23 protein-coding genes are annotated in these 20,029 nt (G+C 71.8%); 13 read left to right on the top strand and 10 right to left on the bottom strand.

Annotated elements, in window-relative coordinates; all coding sequences use genetic code 11:
• Positions 1-318: 318 nt before the first annotated feature.
• From ACFYL4_RS25300 to ACFYL4_RS25280, 5 genes are all read right to left on the bottom strand, one after another.
• Positions 319-1,062: a hypothetical protein gene (locus ACFYL4_RS25300; RefSeq protein WP_387521627.1), complete on the bottom strand. Its 744-nt coding sequence runs from the start codon at positions 1,060-1,062 to the stop codon at positions 319-321.
• A gap of 67 nt (positions 1,063-1,129) precedes the next feature.
• Positions 1,130-1,885, bottom strand: coding sequence for a peptidoglycan-binding protein (locus tag ACFYL4_RS25295; RefSeq protein ID WP_387521625.1), 756 nt, complete (start codon positions 1,883-1,885; stop codon positions 1,130-1,132).
• Positions 1,886-1,949: 64 nt separating this feature from the next.
• Positions 1,950-3,194: a hypothetical protein gene (locus ACFYL4_RS25290; RefSeq protein ID WP_387521623.1), complete on the bottom strand. Its 1,245-nt coding sequence runs from the start codon at positions 3,192-3,194 to the stop codon at positions 1,950-1,952.
• 122 nt (positions 3,195-3,316) lie between these two features.
• Positions 3,317-3,883 carry a hypothetical protein gene (locus tag ACFYL4_RS25285; RefSeq protein WP_357764736.1) on the bottom strand — a complete coding sequence of 189 codons (567 nt, stop codon included), beginning with the start codon at positions 3,881-3,883 and terminating at the stop codon, positions 3,317-3,319.
• Positions 3,874-4,425, bottom strand: a complete 552-nt coding sequence (locus ACFYL4_RS25280) for a sigma-70 family RNA polymerase sigma factor (protein WP_357764739.1) — start codon at positions 4,423-4,425, stop codon at positions 3,874-3,876. The genes ACFYL4_RS25285 and ACFYL4_RS25280 overlap by 10 nt, the downstream gene beginning before the upstream one ends.
• A 209-nt stretch (positions 4,426-4,634) precedes the next feature.
• Here ACFYL4_RS25280 and ACFYL4_RS25275 point away from each other — a divergent pair, with 209 nt between their 5' ends.
• The 4 genes from ACFYL4_RS25275 (at position 4,635) to ACFYL4_RS25260 (ending at position 6,654) form a co-directional block, all read left to right on the top strand.
• Positions 4,635-5,141, top strand: a complete 507-nt coding sequence (locus tag ACFYL4_RS25275) for an Asp23/Gls24 family envelope stress response protein (protein WP_357764742.1) — start codon at positions 4,635-4,637, stop codon at positions 5,139-5,141.
• Between the two features lie 36 nt (positions 5,142-5,177).
• Complete coding sequence (locus ACFYL4_RS25270; RefSeq protein WP_387521620.1) at positions 5,178-5,369, top strand: hypothetical protein; 192 nt, start codon at positions 5,178-5,180, stop codon at positions 5,367-5,369.
• Positions 5,363-5,986, top strand: a complete 624-nt coding sequence (locus ACFYL4_RS25265; protein WP_387521618.1) for a DUF6286 domain-containing protein — start codon at positions 5,363-5,365, stop codon at positions 5,984-5,986. Before ACFYL4_RS25270 ends, ACFYL4_RS25265 begins: the two co-directional genes overlap by 7 nt.
• Before the next feature lie 116 nt (positions 5,987-6,102).
• Positions 6,103-6,654: a hypothetical protein gene (locus tag ACFYL4_RS25260; protein ID WP_387521616.1), complete on the top strand. Its 552-nt coding sequence runs from the start codon at positions 6,103-6,105 to the stop codon at positions 6,652-6,654.
• 282 nt (positions 6,655-6,936) lie between these two features.
• Here the strand turns inward: ACFYL4_RS25260 and ACFYL4_RS25255 are convergent, their stop codons facing one another.
• Positions 6,937-8,148, bottom strand: a complete 1,212-nt coding sequence (locus ACFYL4_RS25255) for a DUF418 domain-containing protein (RefSeq protein ID WP_387521614.1) — start codon at positions 8,146-8,148, stop codon at positions 6,937-6,939.
• A 186-nt stretch (positions 8,149-8,334) separates the two neighbouring features.
• Between ACFYL4_RS25255 and ACFYL4_RS25250 the strand changes: the two genes are divergently transcribed.
• The 9 genes from ACFYL4_RS25250 to ACFYL4_RS25210 all read left to right on the top strand — a co-directional run bounded on the left by ACFYL4_RS25250 (position 8,335) and on the right by ACFYL4_RS25210 (position 16,738).
• A complete protein-coding gene (locus ACFYL4_RS25250) occupies positions 8,335-9,330 on the top strand; it encodes a dihydroxyacetone kinase subunit DhaK (RefSeq protein WP_387521612.1) in 996 nt (331 codons plus the stop codon).
• Between the two features lie 11 nt (positions 9,331-9,341).
• Complete coding sequence (locus tag ACFYL4_RS25245) at positions 9,342-9,950, top strand: DAK2 domain-containing protein (RefSeq protein ID WP_357764758.1); 609 nt, start codon at positions 9,342-9,344, stop codon at positions 9,948-9,950.
• A 183-nt stretch (positions 9,951-10,133) separates the two neighbouring features.
• Positions 10,134-10,889 (top strand): SDR family oxidoreductase, encoded by a 756-nt coding sequence (locus ACFYL4_RS25240; protein ID WP_387521610.1) that lies wholly within the window; start codon positions 10,134-10,136, stop codon positions 10,887-10,889.
• 187 nt (positions 10,890-11,076) lie between these two features.
• A complete protein-coding gene (locus ACFYL4_RS25235) occupies positions 11,077-11,877 on the top strand; it encodes an ABC transporter permease (protein WP_387521608.1) in 801 nt (266 codons plus the stop codon).
• Positions 11,870-12,748 carry an ABC transporter permease gene (locus tag ACFYL4_RS25230; RefSeq protein WP_387521606.1) on the top strand — a complete coding sequence of 293 codons (879 nt, stop codon included), beginning with the start codon at positions 11,870-11,872 and terminating at the stop codon, positions 12,746-12,748. The genes ACFYL4_RS25235 and ACFYL4_RS25230 overlap by 8 nt, the downstream gene beginning before the upstream one ends.
• Before the next feature lie 196 nt (positions 12,749-12,944).
• Positions 12,945-13,751 carry an ABC transporter permease gene (locus ACFYL4_RS25225; protein WP_387521604.1) on the top strand — a complete coding sequence of 269 codons (807 nt, stop codon included), beginning with the start codon at positions 12,945-12,947 and terminating at the stop codon, positions 13,749-13,751.
• Positions 13,744-14,610, top strand: a complete 867-nt coding sequence (locus ACFYL4_RS25220) for an ABC transporter permease (protein WP_387521602.1) — start codon at positions 13,744-13,746, stop codon at positions 14,608-14,610. Before ACFYL4_RS25225 ends, ACFYL4_RS25220 begins: the two co-directional genes overlap by 8 nt.
• Before the next feature lie 3 nt (positions 14,611-14,613).
• The gene (locus ACFYL4_RS25215) at positions 14,614-15,762 is read left to right on the top strand and encodes an ATP-binding cassette domain-containing protein (protein ID WP_387521600.1); all 1,149 of its coding nucleotides are present in this window, start codon (positions 14,614-14,616) and stop codon (positions 15,760-15,762) included.
• A gap of 79 nt (positions 15,763-15,841) precedes the next feature.
• Positions 15,842-16,738: a DMT family transporter gene (locus ACFYL4_RS25210; protein ID WP_357764772.1), complete on the top strand. Its 897-nt coding sequence runs from the start codon at positions 15,842-15,844 to the stop codon at positions 16,736-16,738.
• 357 nt (positions 16,739-17,095) lie between these two features.
• Here the strand turns inward: ACFYL4_RS25210 and ACFYL4_RS25205 are convergent, their stop codons facing one another.
• The 4 genes from ACFYL4_RS25205 to ACFYL4_RS25190 form a co-directional block, all read right to left on the bottom strand.
• Complete coding sequence (locus ACFYL4_RS25205) at positions 17,096-17,935, bottom strand: alpha/beta hydrolase (RefSeq protein ID WP_387521667.1); 840 nt, start codon at positions 17,933-17,935, stop codon at positions 17,096-17,098.
• Between the two features lie 279 nt (positions 17,936-18,214).
• Positions 18,215-18,409 carry a DUF397 domain-containing protein gene (locus tag ACFYL4_RS25200; RefSeq protein ID WP_387521598.1) on the bottom strand — a complete coding sequence of 65 codons (195 nt, stop codon included), beginning with the start codon at positions 18,407-18,409 and terminating at the stop codon, positions 18,215-18,217.
• A 215-nt stretch (positions 18,410-18,624) separates the two neighbouring features.
• On the bottom strand, positions 18,625-18,816 hold the full coding sequence (locus ACFYL4_RS25195) for a DUF397 domain-containing protein (protein ID WP_357764781.1): 192 nt from the start codon (positions 18,814-18,816) through the stop codon (positions 18,625-18,627).
• A gap of 12 nt (positions 18,817-18,828) precedes the next feature.
• On the bottom strand, positions 18,829-19,716 hold the full coding sequence (locus tag ACFYL4_RS25190) for a helix-turn-helix domain-containing protein (RefSeq protein ID WP_387521665.1): 888 nt from the start codon (positions 19,714-19,716) through the stop codon (positions 18,829-18,831).
• Between the last annotated feature and the right edge of the window lie 313 nt (positions 19,717-20,029).

Here is a 20,029-nt window from a genome sequence, read left to right as displayed (position 1 = left end):
GCGTCGTGGCGGTAACGCTGACTGGTCGGTTGCAGGGGAATCTACCCGAAGAAGACGAAACGCGAAAGCGCCTGGTGTCCGGGTCCCTGGGAGGCGTACGTCTCTTTTTCGAGGTGGCGGACTCGTGGTGCGCCGTTCTGTTGGGAAGTTCTCCCAGAAAACGGATTCCCGGTGCTCGGGAGCCCCAATGTAAACGTCAGCAATGCCGGGAACATTCTTCTCCCAGTTCACTCGGGTTTCGCCGGAAAACGATCTTTCTTTTTCTCTGAAAGGGTCGACCGAAACCCGGTATTTAGGTTGTCCGAAACCCCGGACGGATCAGGGGGACCACCAGAGGGCGGTGACGTCGTCCCGGACCTTGCCGCGCGGGAACCGCCGACACGCGGGATCGTTCGACTCCAGCTCCCTGACCCGGCGCACCAGAGCGCCCGGCCCCCGCTCCCGCACCAGGGCGAACGCGCCCTCCCAGTCGAGGTCGCCGAACACCTCCACCGCGCGGCTCGCACCGTCGGTCATCGCGAGGAAGGGGCCCGGCGGAACCGTCCCGACCACGGCCTCCTCGGCCGCACGGGGGTCGGAACCCGCGGTCCAGAACCCGCCGGGGACGTTGCGCCAGGTGTGGACGCTTCCCGGAGCCACCCGGGGACGCAGGTCGTCCAGCCGGGTGTCCGCCAGCACCCGGACCCCGCCGTCCGCCTCGGTGAGCAGCACGGAGTCCGACAACACCAGGTACTCCAGGCGGTCCGCGCCGATCCGTGCCGCCACCACCGTCGCCGAGGGCGTCTCCTGGACCCCGAGGTCGCAGGTTCCGGCGTGCAGCGACGCCACGGTGGTGATGGCCTCCGCCAGCGCCGCGCGCGGGTCGGCGCCCGCGTCCAGCCCGGCCAGGAGCAGCGCGCCCACACGGCGCGTGTGCCAGGACACCCCGTGCGAACAGCCGTTGTCCCGACCGACCGGCGCGCTGACGCCGTCGAGCAGGACCGCGGCCGTGGCGGTCGCCGCGGCGAAGTCCTCGTTGGGGTGGTCGGGGCGTCCGGGGGCGGTGGCGATGTGGAGGGGCACGAGCCCCCTCCTACCCGTCAGGAACCGACTGACACGGGCCGGGGCGGGAGGGGGCGGCGGGTTTCGGTCAGCGCACGACCACGGTCGCGTACACGTCCAGGTGGCCCTGCTCCCACAGCCAGTCCATGGCGGCCAGGCTCACCCGGGCACATCCCTTGGAGGCGGGCTGGGAGGGGACGCTGGGGTAACCGTGCACGGCGATGCCGCCGTTGAAGTACTTGGGCCGGTAGAGCGCGCCGTAGGGGCCCGGGTCCCAGGCGTCCACGTCACGGAAGACCGCGTACTCGCCGGTCGGCGTGGTGGCGATCCGCTCGGAGCCGTCGGAGCCCTCGTAGGGCTGACCGGAGCCGGTGGACGTGTGGATCACGCTCTCGACCTCGCCACCGACGACCACCAGCAGCAGCTGACGTTCGAGGTCGATCTCCACCGCGGTGCCCGAGCTCGTGGCGGTCGGTACCGTGCCCTCGGCGAGGGCGGTCCTGGTGGCCGGGCCGACGAGTCCGTCACGGTCGATCCCGGCGGCCTTCTGAAGCGCGATCACGGCCTGTTCGGTGTGCGGCCCGTACTCGCCGTCCACACCGTCGATCCAGTAACCGAGGTCGGACAGGCGCTGCTGGAGGGCGCTCACCTGGGCACCGGAGTCGCCCTTGCGCAGGTCCGCGGTCACCGCGTCCGCGGCGGACGCCGAGACGGCGGGGGTCGGTACGGCGTGCGCCGGCGCGGCCAGCAGCGCCGATCCCACCGCCAGGGCGCAGGCCGCCCCGAGGGTGAGGGTCGTAGTGCGAACGGAGTTCCTTGCGAAGTGTGATCGGGGGGAAACCATAGGTCTCATTTACCCACAAGTCCGCCCCCGTCCCGGATTCGGGGCCTCGTCGTCCCGCCGGGGGTCAGGCGAACCGGGAACTGCGGACCGGCCCGGAGGTGAACACGGGCAGACGCGGCCCCCGGGCCCAGTGGTCGGCGACCGCCTCGGCGAAGGGCGTCAGCGCGGCGTCCCGTGCCTCCGGCTCGGCCGCGACGACGCGTTCGGCCAGCTCCTCCTCCGGAGACTCGTCGGCCGGTCCGCGCTCCACCTCGCCGTCCACCACACGGAGGCTCTCGCCCCACGGCCGCACCACACTCTGGTGCAGCACGGAGACGACGTCGGCGGTGGCGCCGGGCGGGGAGGTCCAGCAGGAGGCGTGCTCGAACAGGACCTGACCGGGCGCGCGGGGTACCAGGGAGCGCAGCAGGTCCGGCTCCGAGTCGTTCAGGTCGTAGGCCACCACCAGGGCGTCGGACCGCTCCGGGTCCACCGCGACCACGGGCAGGTCCAGCAGCCGGGCGGCGGCCAGACCGAGGACGCGGCTGGAGCGGTCCGGCAGGGGCATGACCGCGTCCGGGCGGCTCCCCGTGGCCTCCAGCACCGCGGCCAGGTCGCGGAGCCCGGTCCGGCACGACTCGTAGGAGTCGCCGAGGTAGGCGAACCTGCCGTTCATGCCCTCGTCGAACCCGTGGGGGGAGACCTGGCCGAGGAGGGCGCCGGTCAGGGCGAACTGCCACCCCCGCAGGTCGCGGGTGTCCAGGGGGCTGGCGGTACGGGCGGCGTCGGCGCGCTCCACCATCCGCGTGATCCGGTCGTGGGCCAGGTCCCAGCCGTCGTCGTCCGGGGTGGACAGGGCGGAGAGCACCTCCCGCGCGGTGTCCGGGTCCGCGGAGCACAGCGCGTTGTAGGCGAGCAGGTAGCCGCCGGGCCAGTCCGGGAGGTCGCCCTCCCAGGCGCGCAGCTCCCGGACCGCGTCGCCGTGCCGCTCCTGGTCCTCCAGCGCGGAGACCAGCTCCCACAGGGCGGGGGCGGCGGCCGGGGCGAGCAGACGGGCCGCGCGCAGCGCGGGGACCGCCAGGTGCGGGGCCCCGACCTCCAGGCACTCGAACCCGAAGTCGTAGCAGGCCTGGGCGGAGTCGGGCTCCGCCCGCAGGGCCTCGCCCGTGGTGGCGAGGTCGTCGAGGTCCAGGGCCCTGGCGACCGCCGCGACGAAGGCGCCGAGCTCTCCCAGGGGCAGGTCGTCCGAGGTGTCGCGCAGGGAGTCCACGGCGGCCGAGACGTCCCCCGCCTCCAGCAGCTCCCATGCGCCGGTGAGTGCCGATGTCATGGTGGTGCCCTTCGATCCGTACGGTCCCGACCGGCCGGGACGGCCCGTGGCGGGGAGGTGGCGACGCCGGTCCCGACCCTACAAGGACCGGATGCGGGCAGGCGCCGTCCCCGGAGAGCCGCTCAGGGGAGGTCGATGACGTCGGTGACGTCGATGTCGATCCGCGCCACCCGCAGACCGAGCCGGTCCGCGACGAAGGCGGCCATGTCGCGGCGGGCCCGCGCGGTGGCCTCGGGGATGACGGTTCCGCTCACGACCCGGGCGGTGGCGGTGACGACCAGCCCCTCCGGGGTCTCCTCGATCCGGCAGCGGCCCAGGACCAGCCCCCCGGCCCGGTCCACGCGGGCGCGCAGCATCGCGGACACCGCCGAGTGCCGGACGCGCGTGTCGCCCCGGGCTCCACCCGGCCCGGTGCCGGGCAGACGCAGCGTCCTACGTGAGCGCCCCTCGGCGCGCACCGCGCTCATGACGTCGTCGAGCAGGCCGGGCGGGGCGGTGATCCGGTGGTCGTCGTCCAGTGCCGCGCCCAGGGCCGACAGCAGGGGCCGGAACTCCTCGGTCGCGGCGCGGCAGTGCGGGCAGGTCCGCTCGTGTTCGGTGACGGTGCCCGCCCGGAGGTGGTCCAGGAGCGTGTCGGCGGAGGTGCCGCAGGGCAGCCGGTCGTGGTCGTCGGACGGTTCTACCGCCATGGTTCGAGCGCCTCCACGAGATGGGTACGCGCGCGGTGGATGCGCCCGCGTACGGCGGTCGGGGTCGTGTCGACGATCTCCGCTATCTCCTCATAGCCCAATCCTTCCATTTCCCGGAGGACCCAGCAGATCCGCTGCGGGGGCGGCAGGCCGGACAGCGCCGTGCGCAGGGCCTCGTGCAGGTCGGTGGCCAGGGCGCTGTCGGCGGGGCCCGCGCCGCGTTCCCTGGGTTCGGCGCGGTCCGCCTCGGCCGGGTCCTCGGGGCGGCGGGCCCGCAGGGCGTTCAACGCGAGGCGGGCCACCGTCCGGTGCAGCCACGCGGGGAACGCCTGCGGGTCGCGGAGGTCGGGCAGTCGGCGCCACGCCGTGATGAGGGCCTCCTGCGCGGTGTCCCTGGCCTCCGCGGCGTTGCCGAGCGTGCGCAGGGCGATGCGGTAGACGGCGTCCTGGTGGCGGCGCACCAGGGTCTCGAAGGCGTGTTCGTCGCCGTCCTGTGCCCGTTCCACGAGCACGCTCTCCGGTAGTGCGGTGTCCGTGTGCATCTGCGGGGTCCTGCTCCCGAAGCCGGTCGACTACCTGTCGTCAGAAGAGGACCACCCTACGCAAGGATCGCGGGATGATGTATGTGTCTCAGGTCACACGATGGCGAGCGTGAGCCGAGCCCTTCCACCCGTGTCCTTCACACGACGGCCCGAACAGAACGACGCGAGGGCCTCGCCGGCCCTTCCGTCCCGAACCACAGGAGCACCCCATGGCAGCCAAGGACACCGCGAACGCCCGCACCGACATCCACGAGGCCACCGCGCCGACCGCCCTGGACACCACCTCGTCCGGCCGTACCGACCGCGGACCCGCCCGCGAGGGCGACCACGGGCGCACCGACATCGCCGACCACGTCGTCGCCAAGATCGCGGGGATGGCCGCCCGCGAGGTGCGCGGCGTCCACCAGATGGGCGGCGGAGCGGCCCGTGCGTTCGACGCCGTCCGCGAGCGCATCCCCGGTTCCACCTCCACCAACGCGGCGGCCCGAGGCGTCTCCGTCGAGGTCGGCCAGACTCAGGCCGCCGTCGACATCAACCTGGTGGTCGAGTACGGCATCTCGATCCCCGACCTCGCCCGGGTGGTGCGCCGCAACGTCATCGCCGGGGTGGAGCGCATGACCGGCCTGGAGGTCACCGAGGTCAACGTGACCGTCGACGACATCCACCTGCCGGACGACGAGGCCCAGGAGACCCCCTCCGAGCCGCGCGTGCGCTGACGCACCCCCACCCACAGCAGCTAAGGAGCACGAACGATGTGGTCGATCGTCGGCCTGACCTACGGGTCCCTCCTCGGCCTGGTGGCCTACTTCGGCGGGTTCGGGGCCTTTCTCCTGGTCCTGCTCCTCGGGGCGGCCGGGTTCCTGGCCGGGCGCGCCTACAGCGGGGAGACGGACCTGGCGCCGCTGTTCTCCCGTGAGCGCGCGGGCAAGGACCCGCGATGGTGAGCGCCACCGTGGCCGTCCCCGGGGAGCCGGTCGTCACCGGGGCCGAGGCACGCGCCGCCCGCCGGGTCGCGATACGCACCTTCCGGCCCCGGAGGTCCACCGCCGCCATCGTGGTCAGCACCGTCGCGACACTGGTCGCGGGGGCGGCCGCCGCCGAGTTGATCGCCACGCTGGCGGGCAGCCCGTTGCGGATCGTCCCGGTCGGGAGGGTCGTCGAACCCGCTGCCGGTGTCCACTGGGACGGACCGGAGATGTTCCTGGCCTCGGCGGTGACCGCCGTCGTGGGTCTGTGCCTGCTGCTCACCGCGTTCGTTCCGGGACGGGGCGGCCACCTGGTGCTGCGTACCGACGACCGGGACCTGGTCGTCGGCCTGTCCCGGCGCGGGGTGCGCCAGCTGGCCGAGACCGTCGCGCTCGACGTGCCCGGGGTCACGGGGGTCCGCGCCCGGGTCCGGGGAGGCACCGTCCGCCTCACGGCGCGTGCGGCCGCTCCGGTCGATCCCGGGACACGGGGTCGGGTGGAGGAACGCTTCCGGGAGCGCCTGAACGAACTCGACCCGGTCCGCCCGGTGCGCGTGCGCGCCAAGGTCCGCGTGGTGGAAGGAGGCCTCCGGTGAACCGCCGCCCGCATCGGGGCAGTCGCCATCCGCAGCGGGGCGACCGCCATCCGTCTCGGGGGAACCGCCGCCCGCATCGGGAGGAGCGACGGACAGCCCGGGGCAACCGGCAGGGGTTGGCCCTGGTCGGTGCGTCGATGATCGCCCTGGGCGGTGTCGTCCCCACCCTCGCTCTGGGACCGTTCGAGCTCCTTCCTCCCGGTGCCGAGGGGGAGACCCTCGGTGCTGTGGGTGAACGCCTCACCTCGTCCTCGCCCGCACCGTGGGTTCCCTACGCGGTCGCCGTCCTGGCCGTGGTGGTGGCGTGGCTGGCCTTGCGCTGGCTGCTCGTCCAGGGGCGCACCGCACGGGTCCCCTCGCTCCGCCTCGACGAGGAGGAGCGGGGGCACACCGACGTCGCGGCCCGCGCCGCCTGTTCCGCCCTGGTGAGGGAGGTCTGCGGCTATCCGGGGGTGCGCCGGGGGCGGGCACGGCTGACCGAGTCCGAGCGCCACCCGTGTCTGAGTCTGGAACTCGTGCTGGCCGAGGACGCCGACCCCGTCGCCGTGTGGCGTCGCTGCCGTGCCGACGGGCTCGCCCGGCTCAGGGATTCCCTGGGGCTGGACCGCCTGCCCACCGTGCTGCGCCTATCGGTCTCCGGGCAACCCACCGGCCGTGAACTCGCCTGAGCCCCGGGCCCCGCCCGGACCACTCTCCGCCGAACGGCCTTGCCCGGCTTCACCGGTCAGGGAATCCCCGGACCCGGACCCTGCCTGATCCGGTCGTCCCTGGCGGCCTCGAACGACCTCGACCGACTCCCACCGACCCCGATGGGACACCACCGAACTCGCCTGGACCCGCCGCGTGGCCCGAGGGTCGCGCGACCACACGGGTCCGGGCTGAGCGACGGGGGTGGCGCGCGCCCCGGGCCACTGGGGAGGGCCCGGCACGGCCCCCACCCCCGTCTGACCTCAACCGTCTCTTCGTCTGGATGCCTCCGCCTCGGCGGCCCGGCGCGCCTTGCGTCCGCCGTACACACAGTGCCGCATCAGCTGGTCGAGCGGACCGGGGCGGTTCCGGACCTCCGACCAGGCCGCCAGCGCCAGGCTGACCGACCAGGCCAGCGCCGCCACCAGCAGGGCGCCGAAGGCGCCCGCCCCGGTGCCGAGGCCGACCAGGTCGGGGTGGAGTACCACCGCGACCAGCACCGAGTTCAGGATGTAGAAGGTCAGTGAGCGCTGTCCCATCGCCGCGACCGCCCTGGCCAGCGGGGACGGCTTCCGTTCCAGGCGCATGCCCCACAGGGCGAACAGCGCCGCGTACCCGGCACCGCCCAGAATCCCGGTGAGTACCTGGAGCGCCATGGACAGCCCCTCGGTGATCGCGCCCGGGGAGAGCACGCCCTGCACGGTCAGCGCGATGGGCAGCGCGCCCAGTACCGACAGCGAGGTGCACACGACCGCGATCCGGGTGAGGAGTCCCCGGTGCGCCGCCGGGTCGTCGAGCAGACCCGCCCTACCCGCCCGGTAGCCGAGCACCACCAGGATCAGCAGCGGGTACGCGAAGGCGATGAACAGCGGGCCGGACGGCAGGAAGGCCAGACGCTCGAACCAGTCCTGCGCGGTGAGGTAGCCGGGGATCAGCCCGTACTCCTCGGCCTCCGACCCGGCCCACGCCATGGCGACCATCGCCAGGGGCACGGTGACCGCGTAGAACGCCGCGAACGCAGCGGCCGCGCGCACGATGGTCCGGTTGGAGCGGAACAGCAGCCATCCGGTGACCAACGCCGCCAGGCCGTAGGAGGTGAGGATCTCGCCGGGGAAGACCAGGAACGCGTGGACGAAGCCGAACAGCAGCAGGAACCCGCCGCGCCGCCGCAGGAGCCGCCGGACCTCGCGCTCCGGGGTGCCCCGCGCCAGTTGGCGGGCGACCATCCAGGCCATCCCGTAGCCGAAGAGGATCGCGAACATCGGGAAGGCCCGGTTGTCCAGGAAGAGGGTGGTGAACAGTGCCGCCGCGCGGTCCGGCCAGGGGTCGCCGGCGACGTCCGTGCCGAACCCGCCGCCGGCGTACACGCCCGCGTAGGCCATCGCGATCAGCAGGAGCATGGCACCGCGCGCCAGGTCCGGCGCCAGTTTGCGCTGGGCCCTGACGGGTGGTCCGACCCCTGTTGTTGCCGACATGTCGATTCGTCTCCTCTGTTGGTGGCGGGCCTGGGAGCCTTCCCACAGTCTTGGCCAGCCGGTCGGTTCGGCGCATCGGCCGACCGGCCAGCCGATCGGCCAGAACTGGGTAGGCAGGAGGTGGGACGCCACGCCCGCACGCGGCGAGCGGACCACGACCGAGGGATTCCAGACCCAGGAGGCGGCATGAGCCGGTTCTTCATGAACGAACGCGAGACCCTGGTCGCGCAGGCGCTGGAGGGGATGGTCGGGGCGCATGGCGGGCTGGTCGACGTCCATGCCGACCCGCTCTTCGTCACCCGGCGCACCCCTGCGGCGGGCAAGGTCGCCCTGCTCTCCGGCGGGGGTTCGGGGCACGAACCGCTGCACACCGGGTTCGTGGGCACCGGGATGCTCGACGCGGCGGTGCCGGGCGACGTGTTCGCCAGCCCCACCGCGCTCCAGGTGCGCGCGGCGATCCGTGCCGTGGACACCGGCGAGGGCACGGTGATGGTGGTCAAGAACTACACGGGTGACGTCCTCAACTTCTCGATCGCCGCCGAGCTCCTGGCCGAGACCCACCGGGTCGAACAGGTGCTGGTCGACGACGACCTGGCCACCCAGAGGGAGGACGACGGCGGACCGGGGCGCCGGGGCACCGCGGCCGTGGTCGCGGTGGAGAAGGTCTGCGGGGCCGCGGCCGAGGCGGGCGCGCCGGTCGCCGAGGTGAGGGCGCTCGGTCAGGACGTGGTGGCGCGCTCGGCGACGCTCAGTGTGGCCTTCGAGGCCTGCACCAACCCGATGACGGGGCAGCGTTCCTTCGAGCTGGAGCCCGGCCTGCTGGAGTTCGGTGTGGGCATCCACGGAGAGCGCGGGATCGAGACCAGGGCCGTGACGGAGGCCGCCGATCTGGTGGAGAGCCTGGTCAACCCCCTCGTGGAGTCCGTGGGGGTCGGACGCGGGGACTCGGTTCTGGCGATCGTCAACGGGTTGGGGGCCACGCACGGCCTGGAGCTCGGCGTGGCGGCCCGGGAGACCCGCAGGGTGCTCGACGGACTGGGGGTGGGCGTCGCGCGGTCGCTGGTGGGGCCGTACGTCACCTCGCTGGACATGAAGGGGCTGTCGATCACGCTCACCGCGCTGACCGACGACCTCGTGAAGCTCTGGGACGCTCCGGTGCGGACTCCCGCACTGGCCTGGTGAGAGGAACGAACATGCCCGAGAACGAACTCACCGGCGCGGACGCCCGGGCCTGGACGCAGGCCTTCGCCGAGAGGGTCGTGACCGACGCGTCGGAGCTCACCGAGCTCGACCGGCGGGCCGGTGACGGCGACTTCGGCTGGAACATCAGCACCGCCCTGAAGCGGGCCCGCGCCGGTCTGACCGGCGACACCCCGGCGGGGGTCTTCCAGTCGGTGTCGGACGCCTTCCTCGCCTCCGGGGGCACCAGCGGCCCGCTCTTCGGGCTGTGGTTCGGGCGGTTGGGGGCCGGGCCCGCCGCCTCCTGGGCCGTCTCCGACCTGGCCGGGGCCTTCGAGACGGCCACGGGGGCCGTGCGGCGCCTGGGCCGGGCGGAGGTGGGTCACAAGACGATGGTCGACGCGATGGTGCCCGCGACGGAGGCCCTCGCGGCCAGTGTGTCCCCTTCCTGGCGTGTGGCCGTGGGGGAGGCGGCCGTGGCGGCCCGGGCCGGGGCGGAGTCGACCAGTGGCATGGTGGCGCGCCGGGGTCGCGCCAGCTACCTGGGGGAACGCGCACAGGAGGTCCTCGATCCCGGGGCCGTCGCGGTGGCGTGGTTCTTCGAGGCGGCGGACGGGATCTGATCCGGCGCGGACCGGTGGGGGTGTGCCGCACGGAGTCCTCCCACCGGAGCGTGCCGTGTGGAGGCGTTCACGCGGGATGATGTTGTCCACAGGCTGTGGACAACCTCCTCCCCGTGACCCCCGTGTCGGTAGTCTCCAGCTGACGGCCCCGGGGTGGGCCGCGACGAACGTGGGGAGCCGACCATGGGACCAGCAGTCAACGACCACAAGGTCATCGTGATCACCGGAGCCGGCGCCGGGATCGGCCGCGAGACGGCCCGTCGGCTGCTCGGCGACGGCCACTCCGTCGTACTGGCGGGGCGGCGCCGGGAGACCCTGGAGGAGACGGCGGGGGAGCGCCCCGGTGCCGTGGTGGTCGACACCGACGTGACCTCCTCGGAGTCGGTCGGCGCGCTCTTCGCGGCCGTCCGGGAGCGCTTCGGGCGCGTGGACGTGCTCTTCAACAACGCCGGGGTGTTCGGTCCGGCGGCCTCCGTGGACGAGATCGAGGACGACGCCTGGCGGGAGGTCCTCGACACCAACGTCACCGGGTCGCTCAACTGCGCCCGCGAGGCCGCTCGGATGATGCGGGCGCAGACCCCGGGAGGTGGGCGGATCATCAACAACGGCTCGATCTCCGCGCACGTCCCCCGGCCGTCGAGCGTGGCCTACACCGTCAGCAAGCACGCGATCAGCGGCCTCACCGCCTCGCTCAACCTCGACCTCCGGGGCCACGGCATCGCCTGCACGCAGATCGACGTCGGCAACGCCGCCACCGCGATGACCGCCGGGTTCGGGGCGAACGCCCGCCAGGCCGACGGGTCGGTCCGTGCGGAGCCCACCATCGACGTCGCGCACGTCGCCGACACCATCGCGCACATCGTCTCCCTGCCCCTGGACGTGAACGTGCCGACCGTCACCGTGATGGCCCGCGAGATGCCCTTCGCCGGTCGCGGCTGACACCGGCCCGTTCGCGAAAACGGTGACGACCCGCCGGGCTCCGTGCTAACGTCACTGCTTCGCGGCGACCCGGACCTGGCCTCCCGGCCCAGGGACGTGCCGAACCCGTGTCTCCCCGCGGCCCCCAAGGCCAGCGGCGGAGAGCGGACGCTTCTGCACGTTCACCAGCTGCCAGGGAGCCACGCCCGTGCGTGTCCACTGCGCGGTGTACGCCCGAGGGCTGCGCCGCTACTCCACCTACCGCGCGGCCACCGCCGCCGGAGTCCTCACCAACGCGGTCTTCGGCGCGATCAACGCCATGGTGCTGCTCGCCCTGTTCGAGGCCCGGCCCGAGATCAACGGGTACGACGCCACCGACGCCGTCACCCAGGTGTTCGTCGCCCAGGCGCTGCTGGCGCCGCTCGCCATCATGGGGCCCGCGCTCGACCTCAGCGAACGCATCCGCACCGGCGCGGTCGGCGTCGACCTGCTCCGTCCCGTTCCGCTCCTGGGCTGGTACCTGGCCCAGGACCTGGGCCGGTCCACCTACGACCTCGTCTTCCGCGGCGTGCCCACCTTCGTGTTCGGCGCGCTGCTGTTCACCCTGGCCCTGCCGGGGGACCCGCTGCGCTGGCTCCTCACCCTGGGGTCGTTCGGGCTGGCCGTCGTGGTGAGCTTCGCGCTGCGCTACCTGTACTCGGTGGCGGGGTTCTGGCTCATGGACACCCGGGGCGTGTGGGCCGTGATGGGACCGGCCGGGCCGGTCCTCGCCGGAGCGCTGCTCCCGCTCACGCTCTTCCCGACCCCCGTCGCGGACGTGCTGCGGCTGCTGCCGTGGGCGGCCATGGTGCAGATCCCGGCGGAGGTCTTCCTCGGCAAGGACACCCTGCCGGGAGGGAGTGTCCTTGGCGGGCTCGCGTTGCAGGCCGCGTGGGCGGCCGCGCTGCTCGCCCTGGCCGCCTGGCTGACCGGTCGGGCCACGCACAGGGTGGTGGTGCAGGGTGGCTGACACGATCACCGCCCCCGGCCGCGGGCACGGGCACGGGTCCGATCGCCACCGGGTCCCGCCGCCGCACGTGGGAGCGGAGCTGCGCACCTACCTCCGGCTCGCCTGGACCTGGACCCGCGCCGTCTCCCAGTACCCGATGGCGCTGTCGCTGTTCACCCTCGGGATCACGCTGGCGACGCTGTCCGAGATGGGCGCCGTCGTCGTGGTGTTCCGCCACGCCGGGACCCTGGCCGGGTTCACGGTGTACGAGGGGCTGCTCGTCTACGCGCTGGCCGCGTTCTCCTTCGGCGCCGCCCAGCTGCTCGCGGGGACGGTGGACCACCTCGGCGACCACATCCGCACGGGAACTCTCGACACGATGCTGGTCCGCCCGGTCTCACCGCTGCTCCAGCTGGCCGCCGACCAGTTCTCGCCGCGCCGCTTCGGCCGGATCGTCCCGTCGCTGGTCGTCCTGGTGTTCGCGCTGGTGGCGTGCGACATCGACTGGACGGCGGGGCGGGTCCTCATGCTGCCCGTGCTGCTCGTGTCGGGGGTGGTCATCTGTACCTCGGTGTGGTTGCTCGCGAGTTGCGTCCAGTTCTTCGCCACGGACGCCCGGGAGGCGGCCAACTCGGTCACCTACGGCGGGCAGGCGCTCACCGAGTACCCGTTGGCGATCTACGGGCGCGGCCTGGTGGGGGCGGTGACCTTCGTGGTGCCGTTGGCCTTCGTGAGCTGGCAGCCCGCCCTCCACCTGCTGGGACGCCCGGACCCCACCGGGTTGCCGGACTTCCTGCGCTTCCTCGCCCCGGTCGTGGCGGTCGCCCTCGCGCTGGCGGCGGCGGGCGTGTGGCGGTTCGGTCTGCGCCGCTACCGCTCCACGGGGAGCTGAGCCCGGTGCCGGGGCGCCGTCGCCAGCCGTCCCGGACCGGCCTCCGGGAGGACGTCCCGGGCACCGCCCGCCTCCGGCCACGGACCCCGCCGGGCACCGCCTCCACACCGCCCGCCCCGTCCTCCCGCCCCGTCCTCCCGCCCCGTCCTCCTGCCCCTGCCTCCGACCACCCCTCCAGTGAAAGGAGTGAGACCACGTGCGTGTCCACACAGCGGTGTACGTCCGCGGGCTGCGCCGCCACTCGACCTACCGCGCCGCGCTCGTCGCCGGAGCCTTCACCAACGCGGTCTTCGGCGCCATCAACGCCATGGTGCTCCTGGCCGTGTTCTCCGCCCGCCCCGAGATCAACGGGTACGACGCCGGGGACGCCGTCACCCAGGTGTTCGTCGGGCAGGCGCTGATCGCCGTCACCCTGATCGTCAACACCGCTCCCTCCCTCGACCTCGCCGAACGCGTGCGCGACGGCGACGTGGCCACGGACCTGCTCCGCCCCGTCTCGCTCCTGGGCTGGTGGCTGGCCCAGGACCTCGGCCGGGCCACCTTCACCTTCCTCTTCCGAGGTGTACCGACCTTCTGCGTCGGCCTCCTGCTGTTCGACGTCGCCCTGCCGGACACCCCCGCCCGGGCGGTCGCGGTCGTGCTGTCGGTGGTGCTCGCCGCGTTGATCGGGTTCGCGCTGCGCTACCTGTGCTCGTTGAGCGGGTTCTGGCTGGTGGACAGCCGGGGGCTGTGGACCGCGAGCGGCCTGGTCGCGCCGGTGGCCGCGGGGATGCTGCTGCCGCTGGCCCTGTTCCCGCCCGCGCTCGGCGACGTGCTGCGGCTGCTGCCGTGGGCGTCCATGGTGCAGATCCCGGCGGAGATCCTGCTCGGCAAGGAGTCGCCGCCGTTCGGGGGCGCGTTCGGCGGGCTGGTACTCCAGGCGTGGTGGGCCGCGGCGCTGCTCGTGTTCTCCGCCTGGCTGACCGGCCGGGCCGCGCGCAGGGTGGTGATCCAGGGTGGTTGAGATCCGCACGCCGGTCCCGGCGCGCCGTCGGCTCCTGGCCCGCGCCGCCGCTGGCGTCCTCCGGCCGATCGACGACTACCGCAGGCTGGCCTGGATCTGGGTGCGCGCCTTCGCGCAGTACCCGGCCTCGCTCGCGATGATGTCGCTGGCCGTCGCGGCGAGCGTGCTCGCCCAGGTCGGAGCCGTGGTGATCGTGTTTCGGCATGCCGGGACCCTGGCGGGGTTCACGGTGTACGAGGGGCTCATGGTGTTCGCGCTGGCGGCCAGCGCCTTCGGTCTCGCCGACCTGTTCATGGGCGCGGTGGAACGGCTCGGACAGCACATCCGCACCGGTTCCCTGGACGCCATGCTCGTCCGCCCGGTCTCCCCGCTGGTCCAGCTGGCCGCGGACGAGTTCTCCCCCCGACGCCTCGGCAAGGTCGTCCCCGCCCTGGTGGTGCTGGGGGTCGCCGTGGCCAACACCGACGTGGACTGGACGCCCGGCAAGGCGCTCCTGCTCCTGGTGATGATGGTCTCCGGGGTGCTGATCTGCGGCGCCGTCTGGGTGGCCACCGCGTGTCTGCAGTTCTTCGTCGCGAACGCCCGCGAGGCCGCCAACGCGCTCACCTACGGCGGGCAGGCGCTCACCGAGTACCCGCTGGCGATCTACGGCCGGGAGATCGTCCGGTCGGTGACCTACGTGGTGCCGCTGGCCTTCGTGAGCTGGCAGCCCGTCCTGCTCGTCCTCGACCGCCCCGATCCCCTCGGCATGCCGGAGGCCCTGCGCTACGCGGGCCCGGCCGTCGCCGTCCTCGCCTGCGCCGGAGCCGCACTGCTGTGGCGGTTCGGGTTGCGCCACTACCGATCCACCGGGAGCTGACCGATGTCCGAAACCGAACCGACCACCACGACCGAACCGACCACCACGACCGCACCGGCCACCGGGGGCGAGCTGGCGAACGGGGCCGAACCGCCCGCAGCGGCCGAACCGGCCCCCGGGGGAGCGACCGCCGCGACCGGCGCGACCTCTCCGGAGGAGACGTCCACGCCCGGCCCGGCCCCCGGGGCCGAACCGATCATCGAGGCGGTCGGGCTCGGCCGCGACTTCGTCCTCTCCGAAGGCCCGTTCCTGCGTCGCACCCGGCGCACCGTGAGCGCCGTCCGGGACGTCACCTTCACCGTGCGGAGCGGGGAGATCGTCGGCTACCTGGGGCCCAACGGCGCGGGCAAGTCCAGCACCATGAAGATGCTGACCGGCATCCTCACCCCCACCTCGGGCAGCGTCCGGGTGGTCGGGCGGGACCCGTCCCGCCAGCGCACGCGCCTGGCCCGGGACATCGGCGTCGTGTTCGGCCAGCGCACCACGCTCTGGTGGGACCTTCCGCTGCGCGACAGCCTCACCCTCACCCGGCACCTGTACCGGGTGCCCGCGGAGTCGCACGCCGAGCGCCTGGCCGAGCTCACCGAACTCCTGGAGCTGGAGCCCTTCCTGGACACCCCCGTCCGCCAGCTCAGCCTGGGGCAGCGGATGCGCGGCGACCTCACCGCCGCCCTGCTGCACGCCCCCCGGCTACTGGTGCTGGACGAGCCGACCATCGGTCTGGACGTGGTCAGCAAGTCGACCATCCGGGAGTTCCTGCTGCGGATCAACCGGGAGCGGGGCACCACCATCCTCATCACCACGCACGACCTGGGGGACGTCGAGCGGCTCTGCGACCGGGTGATGGTGATCGACAAGGGGCGCCTCGCCTTCGACGGTGACCTGCCGGAGCTGCGCGCCACCGTTCCCACCCCGCGCGTGCTGGTGGTCGACCTGGCGGTTCCGGCGGCCGCGATCGAGGTGGAGGGAGCGGTCACGGTCCGGGTGGAGGGCCCGCGCCAGTGGTTGGAGCTCTCCGACAACCCGGCCCGGGTGATCTCGCGGGTCACGAGCGCGCACGAGGTGGCCGACCTGACCCTTCGCGAGCCCGACATCGAGGGGGTGGTGTCCGCCCTGTACCGGGGCACGGTCCCGGTCGGGGACCGGGCGTGAGGTCCGGGCCCGGAACCGGATCGCGGAGGGGACTTCGTGCCTTTGTCTCCCGCTCACGGAATCCGGGAAGATGGGGCGTATGACCGCTCTGTCCTACGGACTCTGGCTCGGCATCGGGTTCGGCGTCCTGTCGTGTGTCGCGTACACGGTGGCGGCGGTCGCGCAGCGCAGACTCGCCGTTCGCGTGACCGGGCCGCTCACCACCGGACGGCAGATCGGAGCGCTGCTCCGACACCCCCTGTGGTGGGTGTCGCTGGTGTTCAACGGGGGGCGGGCCGGGTTCCAGGTGGCCGCGGTGAGCTTCGCGCCGCTGACCGTCGTCCAGCCGCTGGGTGTCCTGGTGCTGGTCCTCGGTATCCCGTGGTCGGCGCGGCTGTCCCACCGGAGGGTGAGTGGTGCGGAGTGGCGGGGCGCGGCCTACACGATGGCTGCGCTCGGGGTTCTGCTCGCGGTCACCGTCACCGGTGACGCGGGCGGGGTCCTGTCCTACGGGGACGCGGCGCTGGTGGGAGCCGGAACCGCGGTGCTGCTCGCCGCGACGGCCTGGGGTGCGGGGCGGCTGTCGTCGACGGCCTGGCGCGCCTACCTGCTGGCGGGGGCGGCCGGGGTGGCGTTCGGGGTTTCGGCGGCGATGGTGAAGACCGCCGTGTGGGCCTTCGAGGACGGCCTGGTGGTGGGTCTGGCGCATCCGTCGAGCGCGGCGACGGCGGTGCTGGCGGTCTTCGGGCTCCTGCTCGCTCAGGCCGCCTACCAGGGGATGGATCTGGGCGCGCCGCTGGGGGTGACCACCCTGGCCAACCCGGTCGCGGCCGCGTTGGTGGGGGTGCTGTTCATGGGGGAGACGTACGCGGGCGGCTGGCTGGGGGGAGTGGTCGCCGTGGGGTGCGCGGTGGTGGCGGCGTACGGGATTCGACTGCTGACCGTGCCCTCCGGCGACGGTGCGGAGCGGGTGCCGGAGGGGGCGCGAGGGGCCTAACCGGAGGTGTGGGACGCATGCTCGGTTCTGTGGGTGTCCACATCCCGTACTCATCTCGACCTGGCGCCGGATGTGGGCGGCCGCATCCACCGCGCGCCACTCCCAAGTGGCGCCAGGGGCGGGGGCGAGGGAGGGGGCGGGTTCAGGAGGGCCCGGGCCGCCGCTACTTCAGCTCGCTCCAAGCGCTGACTCTGGCCGACGCGGGAGCCCCGGAGAGAGCCTGCGAGACCGCGCTCATGGCCTTGCCCACCGCCCAGCGAGTCGGGTCGCGCCGCACTCTCCAGGAGTTGGGGCGGCTATCCGACCGGTTGCGTCCGTGGCGCAACCGGTCGGTGGTGCGCGACACCATCCAGGAGATCACGCTCGCGACTGAGTGACCCACTCGGAGACTTCAGTGATGGCTTCGGCCTGCCACTTCTGGGTCTGCGGGTCACCGTATCCGGGATCATTGGGGATGGCGATGCCGTGTTGGGCTCCTTCGATCTCCCACAGCCTCGCCGGGCCCGCGATCTGTTCCACCGCACGACGAGAGCTCTCGACTGGAATGAAGCTGTCCGCAGTTCCATGGATCACCAGGGTCCGACACCGCACTGAAGACAGCGCCTGGTCAGGTCGTATGTAGAACACCTCGTTCAGCAGGGCTCGACCGAGCCGGAACGTTGGTGAGTGCGGGACGAAACCGTTCTGGAGAAGAGCTTCGCCCTCTTCGGGAGCGATACGGTCGGCTTCCCAGTAGGGTTTGTCGTCGATGAACCGCTTCTTGTAGTCGATCAACGGATTCACCAGAACAAGTGCGGTGATCGACTCTGGGTAGTGCGCGGTGTAGAAGGCGCTCAGCCCTCCACTGAAGCTCGCCCCGAGCAGCGAGACACCTCCTGGAGCGCCGGGTACCTGTTCCTGCGCATGCTCAACTGCGGAGCGGATGTCGTTCACCACGCCCGAGAGGGTGAGGTCCTTCTGCTCTCCCTGGCTACTGCCGTGGCCGCGAAGATCGAACCGTAGAGACGCCGCCCCTGCTCGTGCGAGCCCGTCTGCCATGCGGGACGCGAACCCCCCTTCTTCACGGTCCACGCCGCCACCGTGTACCAACACCACCACGTGAGTGGGCGCCACAGCTCCCTCCCCCGCGGTGAAGGTCCCCTTCAACCGGAGACCGTCCAAGCTCGAAAACTCGGTCTCCCATGAGGTCAGTCCCACGCGATACCTCCGCTCACCAGTGCCGGTGACCCGTTTCCTGCGGGCCATGTCGAATAGATCATCCATGCCTCATGCGGCCCTCGGCCTGTGCCCTGCCTGGGTTGGCCATGACGACTCGGGCCCTTCTCCCAACGAGGGTGTGCTCAAGAAGATCCCCGAAATCATCGGATCGCTCGTTCCGGTAGCAGGCATCCAAGGCCAGGGGCGGGGCCGGGAACGAGGGAGGGGACCGGGTTCAGGAGGGCCCGGGCCGCCGCGCGGTCAGGCCTCCCGCCTGTTCTACGAGGGGGCCTTCACCGTGACCACCAGCCCAGCCCATTGCGCCGATGAGAACGTGAGGTGCCCGGCATCGCGGTTCCGGGTGTCACGCACAGCCGAGGCGCCGGGGATGTCGGCAACCTCGACACAGTCCTGCGTGCGGGCACCGCTGTAGCTGCTCTTGCGGAAGTTGAGTTCGGTGGTGTCGGGGCGCATGGGTGGGACCTCCGCTGAGGGTGGGGACATGGACGGCTTCATGCACTGTCCTGCCCGCCTCTGGGCCCTCCGCACAGAGGAGAACGTCCCGAGTCTCTGTCCAACTGCGGCCAGCCGGGCTACTTTTTCGCTCACCACACAGCGGATACGTTGCTTCTGGATGAGTACGCAGAGGCCCCGACAGGTACATGTCGGGGCCCCACTGCTTTCGCAGCCTAGTCGCGTCGAACGGCACCCAGAAGCGCCCCCCACTCCTGCCCGGAGAGCAAGAAGTGGCCATCCTCCGGGTTCTGGGAGTCCCGCACAGCGGCTGTCCCTCCCCCGGCGTCGGCGTACTCGACGCAGTTCGACGGATTGCTGTAGCTCGATTTACGGAACTCGAGCTGACTGTCGGTGGATGAGTACATGGTCGTGACTTTCTAGGCGGCCAGAGCCCGCAGGTACGCGGGCACTTCATCTGGATCGAGGGCTTTGGCGACCAGCCGGTCGAAGGACTGGCGATACCGCGTAACCTCAGTGGGCTTCTCCAAGTAGAGGCCATCCGTGTTTGTCTCCAGGAACGTGATCGCTGCGGCGTCCTCGTAGTCCAGGATCACGAACGGCCCTCCCATCCCAGCATGCAGCCCCGCACCCGTGGTGAGCACCTGGATAGTCACGTTGTTCGGAGCTTCGGACAGCTCGATAAGCCGGTCAACCTGCGGGAAAAACAGCTCCGGATGCGATCGCAGCATGAGTAGGGCGGCCTCGTGGATCACCGCCCACACGGTCGGCGGGTCCAGCTGCGTGAGCAGTTGTTGGCGGCGCATCCGGGCTTCGACTGCTCTGGCGATGTCGTCTGGATCGCGAATGAGGGTCGCCTGGGCGACTGCGGCAGCGTAGGCCTCCGTCTGGAAGAGGCCAGGAATGTACTGCGGCTCGAAGATCCTAATACCGGTCGCCCCAGCCTCGTAGGAGGTGTACGGGCCACCGATCGCGTCACCGTAGCGGTTCCACCACCCGCTCTCCCGAGACTGACGTACCAGGGTGAGGATCGCCTCCCGCTCTGCGGAGTCACGAACCTTGTATAGATCGAGCAACACACGGATGTCCGTCACAGCGGGCTTCTTCGACCGGCCGGTCTCAATGTTCGAGACCTTCGTGCTCGACCACTCAAGGTCCTCAGCAACCTGCTCGATGGTCTTGCCCGTGGCGATTCGCTTCGCGCGCATTTGCGCTGATAGCTGCCGTCTGGCCACGGATGGGCTGCTCAAATCGACCTCCCTTGGATCTGCCGCCGATGGTATCGCCGCACAACCGGAACCAGACATTTCGCAACTCCCCATCACGTTCGTTCGGATCACTGTATCTTGATTTGGGTCTTGCGATTTAAAAGTTTCGAGTGAAGTATGGAGACGTACTCATCCATCGCCGCCCTCATCCAGCGGCTTCCCGTACCGGAGGTGTGCGCTGATGGCGCCCCGTTACCTGAAACTCTGCGAGCTGGCGTGTACCCGCTACCTCGCGTCCGAGGCGATACGTGCCCGTCGCCCTAGGTGTACTGACCTGAGAGGTTAGGTACGCGGGAGGCGGGAGGGCCGCCAATGGCGGTGTGGAACCGGTGGTGATTGTAGTGGTGCAACC

The sequence above is a fragment of the Nocardiopsis sp. NPDC006938 genome (assembly GCF_042869555.1).
Taxonomy (GTDB): domain Bacteria; phylum Actinomycetota; class Actinomycetes; order Streptosporangiales; family Streptosporangiaceae; genus Nocardiopsis.
This window is presented reverse-complemented; position numbering and strand designations above follow the sequence as displayed.

Coding starts and splice junctions, on each gene's coding strand:
- ACFYL4_RS25270 (WP_387521620.1), top strand. CDS start 5,178: ATGTGGTCGATCGTCGGCCTGACCTACGGGTCCCTCCTCGGCCTGGTG.
- ACFYL4_RS25215 (WP_387521600.1), top strand. CDS start 14,614: ATGTCCGAAACCGAACCGACCACCACGACCGAACCGACCACCACGACC.
- ACFYL4_RS25280 (WP_357764739.1), bottom strand. CDS start 4,425: ATGCACACGGACACCGCACTACCGGAGAGCGTGCTCGTGGAACGGGCA.
- ACFYL4_RS25265 (WP_387521618.1), top strand. CDS start 5,363: ATGGTGAGCGCCACCGTGGCCGTCCCCGGGGAGCCGGTCGTCACCGGG.
- ACFYL4_RS25275 (WP_357764742.1), top strand. CDS start 4,635: ATGGCAGCCAAGGACACCGCGAACGCCCGCACCGACATCCACGAGGCC.
- ACFYL4_RS25190 (WP_387521665.1), bottom strand. CDS start 19,716: ATGTCTGGTTCCGGTTGTGCGGCGATACCATCGGCGGCAGATCCAAGG.
- ACFYL4_RS25240 (WP_387521610.1), top strand. CDS start 10,134: ATGGGACCAGCAGTCAACGACCACAAGGTCATCGTGATCACCGGAGCC.
- ACFYL4_RS25295 (WP_387521625.1), bottom strand. CDS start 1,885: ATGGTTTCCCCCCGATCACACTTCGCAAGGAACTCCGTTCGCACTACG.
- ACFYL4_RS25200 (WP_387521598.1), bottom strand. CDS start 18,409: ATGCGCCCCGACACCACCGAACTCAACTTCCGCAAGAGCAGCTACAGC.
- ACFYL4_RS25245 (WP_357764758.1), top strand. CDS start 9,342: ATGCCCGAGAACGAACTCACCGGCGCGGACGCCCGGGCCTGGACGCAG.
- ACFYL4_RS25285 (WP_357764736.1), bottom strand. CDS start 3,883: ATGGCGGTAGAACCGTCCGACGACCACGACCGGCTGCCCTGCGGCACC.
- ACFYL4_RS25255 (WP_387521614.1), bottom strand. CDS start 8,148: ATGTCGGCAACAACAGGGGTCGGACCACCCGTCAGGGCCCAGCGCAAA.
- ACFYL4_RS25210 (WP_357764772.1), top strand. CDS start 15,842: ATGACCGCTCTGTCCTACGGACTCTGGCTCGGCATCGGGTTCGGCGTC.
- ACFYL4_RS25195 (WP_357764781.1), bottom strand. CDS start 18,816: ATGTACTCATCCACCGACAGTCAGCTCGAGTTCCGTAAATCGAGCTAC.
- ACFYL4_RS25290 (WP_387521623.1), bottom strand. CDS start 3,194: ATGACATCGGCACTCACCGGCGCATGGGAGCTGCTGGAGGCGGGGGAC.
- ACFYL4_RS25250 (WP_387521612.1), top strand. CDS start 8,335: ATGAGCCGGTTCTTCATGAACGAACGCGAGACCCTGGTCGCGCAGGCG.